This is a genomic window from Anaeromyxobacter sp. SG66, assembly GCF_022690805.1.
In the GTDB taxonomy this organism is placed as follows: domain Bacteria; phylum Myxococcota; class Myxococcia; order Myxococcales; family Anaeromyxobacteraceae; genus Anaeromyxobacter; species Anaeromyxobacter soli.
This window is the reverse complement of record NZ_JALCZC010000207.1, coordinates 1-2,780: the sequence shown is the minus strand read 5'-3', so window position 1 is coordinate 2,780 and position 2,780 is coordinate 1. Positions and strand designations below refer to the sequence as shown.

The 2,780-nt window shown below is 74.2% G+C and carries 4 protein-coding genes and 1 pseudogene; 2 read left to right on the top strand and 3 right to left on the bottom strand.

From position 1 onward, the window contains the following. From MNZ39_RS23820 to MNZ39_RS23810, 3 genes and pseudogenes are all read right to left on the bottom strand, one after another. Nucleotides 1-237 (bottom strand): annotated as a pseudogene (locus MNZ39_RS23820) (hypothetical protein); the annotation flags it as partial. A 3-nt stretch (nt 238-240) separates the two neighbouring features. Beyond that, nucleotides 241-654 carry a biopolymer transporter ExbD gene (locus MNZ39_RS23815; protein ID WP_242341565.1) on the bottom strand — a complete coding sequence of 138 codons (414 nt, stop codon included), beginning with the start codon at nt 652-654 and terminating at the stop codon, nt 241-243. A 3-nt stretch (nt 655-657) separates the two neighbouring features. Further along, on the bottom strand, nt 658-1,287 hold the full coding sequence (locus tag MNZ39_RS23810) for a MotA/TolQ/ExbB proton channel family protein (protein WP_242341564.1): 630 nt from the start codon (nt 1,285-1,287) through the stop codon (nt 658-660). A 238-nt stretch (nt 1,288-1,525) separates the two neighbouring features. Between MNZ39_RS23810 and MNZ39_RS23805 the strand changes: the two genes are divergently transcribed. Both MNZ39_RS23805 and MNZ39_RS23800 read left to right on the top strand, forming a co-directional pair. Then, nucleotides 1,526-1,675 carry a hypothetical protein gene (locus MNZ39_RS23805; RefSeq protein ID WP_242341563.1) on the top strand — a complete coding sequence of 50 codons (150 nt, stop codon included), beginning with the start codon at nt 1,526-1,528 and terminating at the stop codon, nt 1,673-1,675. Nucleotides 1,676-1,760: 85 nt separating this feature from the next. Next, a partial coding sequence (locus MNZ39_RS23800) for an NFACT family protein (RefSeq protein WP_242341562.1) occupies nt 1,761-2,780 on the top strand: 1,020 nt, incomplete at its 3' end.

The following is a 2,780-nucleotide window of genomic DNA, read 5'->3' as shown; positions in this document are numbered from 1 at the left end:
AGGGATGGGCGCGGGCTCCGGCTCGCGCGGCGGCGCCGGCTCCGGCTCGCGCGGCGGCGCCGGCTCCGGGGTGGGGGCGGGCGGCTCCGGCGCGGGAGGCGGCGCGGCGTCGATCACCTCCACTCGGAGGTCCTCGCCGGGCGCGGGCAGGGGCGGCAGCCGGGAGAGCGCACCGAGCGCCGCGAGGTGGAGCGCGGCGGAGACGGCGTAGGCGAGGTGGGGCTCGAGGCGCCCCATCCGTCACCGCTCCCGCTCGACGTGGATGGCGAACCGCGTGACGCCGCCGTCGCGCACGAGGTCGATCGCGCGCACCACCGCGCCGTGCAGCGCGCCCTTGTCCGCCGAGATGATGGCGCGCGTGCCCGCGTCCTTGCGGACCGCCTCGCGCGTCCGCGCGACGACCTCCTGATCGTTCCGCTCGACCCCGTCCAGGAAGACCTTGCCGTCGCGCGTCAGCACGACGGTCAGGACGGTGCCGGTCGTCTCGCCGCCGTGGGCGGCCCGCGGCAGCTCGACCTCGATCGCCGCGCGGACGATGTACGTCGCCGTCACCATGAAGATGATGAGCAGGACGAGCACGACGTCGACGAGCGGCGTGACGTTGATGCCGCTGATGAGGTCGTCCTCGTCCTCGCCGCCGGAGAATCCGGCCATCGGTCACGCCTCCCTGACGGGGCGCGCCTCGAGGTGCGCGACCGCCGCGTGCCCGAGCGCCGTCGCGCGCTGCGCCGTGCGGCGGAGCCCGCGCTGGAACAGGTTGTAGGCGACCACCGCGGGGAGCGCCACGAACAGCCCGACCGCGGTGGCGACGAGCGCCTCGCTGATCCCTGCCATCACGGTGCCCGCGCCGGCCGCCCCCGGGTTGCGCGAGAGATCGACGAACGCCCGGATGATGCCGAGCACGGTGCCGAACAGGCCGATGAAGGGGGCGTTGTTGCCGAGGGTGCCGAGGAAGGCGAGCCGCCGCTCGTACTCGATGCGGGCCCGCTCGATCGTCCCCGACACGACCTCGCGGACGGCCTCGGGCCCCTTCGCGGCGTGCGTCACCGCGGCGCGCACCACGTCCGCCTCCATCCCGCGGCGTCCCGCCACGGCGGCGGCGGCGCCCGCGAGGTCCCCATCGAGGAGGCGCGCCTGCAGCGCGTCCACGTCGATCGCCCGGCGGGAGAGGAAGAAGGCGAGGCGCTCGATCATGATCCCGACCGAAGCGATCGAGAGGCCGATGAGGAGCCACAGCACCCACTCGGCGCCGAGGTTCGTGAACGCGAGGAGCTTCGTCTGGAGCATGGCTTCCCCTCTCTAAAACACCTGCGGGACGTAACGATCCGCACGTCGCGAAGTCAAGGCACGCAGGCGCGCGGGCGCGGCGCGCTCCGATCACCTTTCGTGAACCCATACGCGCCGCTTCACGGACCGCGAGACGATCTCTCGGACGATCGCGCCGCGCCTCCGCGCGTCGCGCGGGTGAAATTCGCGAGACGCTTGCTTGACGTGTGTGATCTCGGCGCGCTAACCTCCGCGCAACTTGTCCATTCTTGAATGTCCAGCGACAAGCGACATCGGATGGACGTTCCGAGGAGGGAACACGATGCCTGCGAAGAAGACGACGAAGAAGCCCGCCGCGAAGAAGACGACGACGAAGAAGAAGGCGGCGAAGAAGACCGCCAAGAAGTAGCGACGGCGCGCTTCATCGCGCAGCGCCGCGGCCGCCTCCGGGCGGCCGCTGCTTTTTTGGGGCCTTCGTCGTTAGGATCCGCGGCATGTCGCTTCACGCCGGAGAGATCGACGCGGTGGTCCGCGAGCTCGCCCCGCTCGCCGGAGCGCGCGTCGACGCGGTGCGGGTCCACGCCGAGCGGGCGCTGACCCTCGAGCTGTACGGCCGCTCCGGCCCTGCGCTGCTCCTCCTCTCCGCCGAGCCGGACGTCACGCGCCTCCACGCCGTGCGCGCACGCCCGCCGCAGCCGCCCTCGCCGTTCCCCTTCCAGGCCGTCCTGCGCCGCGAGATCGAGGGCGCGCGCCTCGTCGGCATCGAGTCCTTGCCGGGCGATCGCGTGGTGGCCCTCGCTTTCGAGACGCCTCGCGGCGCGCTCCGCCTCGTCGGCGAGCTGACCGGGCGGCACGGGAACCTCTTCCTGCTCGGCGCCGACGGGATCATCCAGGCGAGCGCGGGGAGAAACCTCTCCCAGCGGCGCAAGCTCGTCCCGGGCGAGCCTTACGAGCCTCCCGCGAACCCGCCCGCCCGCCCGGAGCGGCCGCGCTTCACGCCCGACCCCGCCTCGCCGTTCCCGCTCTCGGCAGCGATCGAGGCGCACTACGCCACCCTCGAGCAGGACCGGATCGTCGCCGAGGCCCGCCGCCGGCTGCGCGAGCCGGTCCGCGCCGGGGTCGCCCGCGCAGGGCGCGCCCTCGCGAAGCTCGCGGAGGAGGCGGCGCGCGTCCCCGCCGCGGAGGCGGACCGGCGGATGGCGGACCTCCTGAAGCCGAACCTGCGCGCGGTGAAGCGGGGCGCGCGGGAGGTGACCGTCACCGAGTGGACGGAGGAGGGGCCGCGCGAGGTCCAGGTGGCGCTCGACCCGGCGCTCACGCCGCAGGCCAACCTGGAGCGGTACTACCGTCGCTACCGCCGGATCGTGGAGAGCGCCGCGCGGGTGGCGGCGCGCACGGCCGAGGTGCGCGGCCGCGAGGCGGCGCTCCGCGCGCTCCTCGGCGAGATCGACGGGGCGCCGCTCGAGGAGCTTTCGCGCCTCGAGCGCGAGGCGCGCCGGCTGGGGGCGGGCCCG

What these genes read in the sequence shown, in the direction of transcription:
- MNZ39_RS23815 (WP_242341565.1), bottom strand. Translation starts at nt 654, where the DNA reads ATGGCCGGATTCTCCGGCGGCGAGGACGAGGACGACCTCATCAGCGGC.
- MNZ39_RS23810 (WP_242341564.1), bottom strand. Translation starts at nt 1,287, where the DNA reads ATGCTCCAGACGAAGCTCCTCGCGTTCACGAACCTCGGCGCCGAGTGG.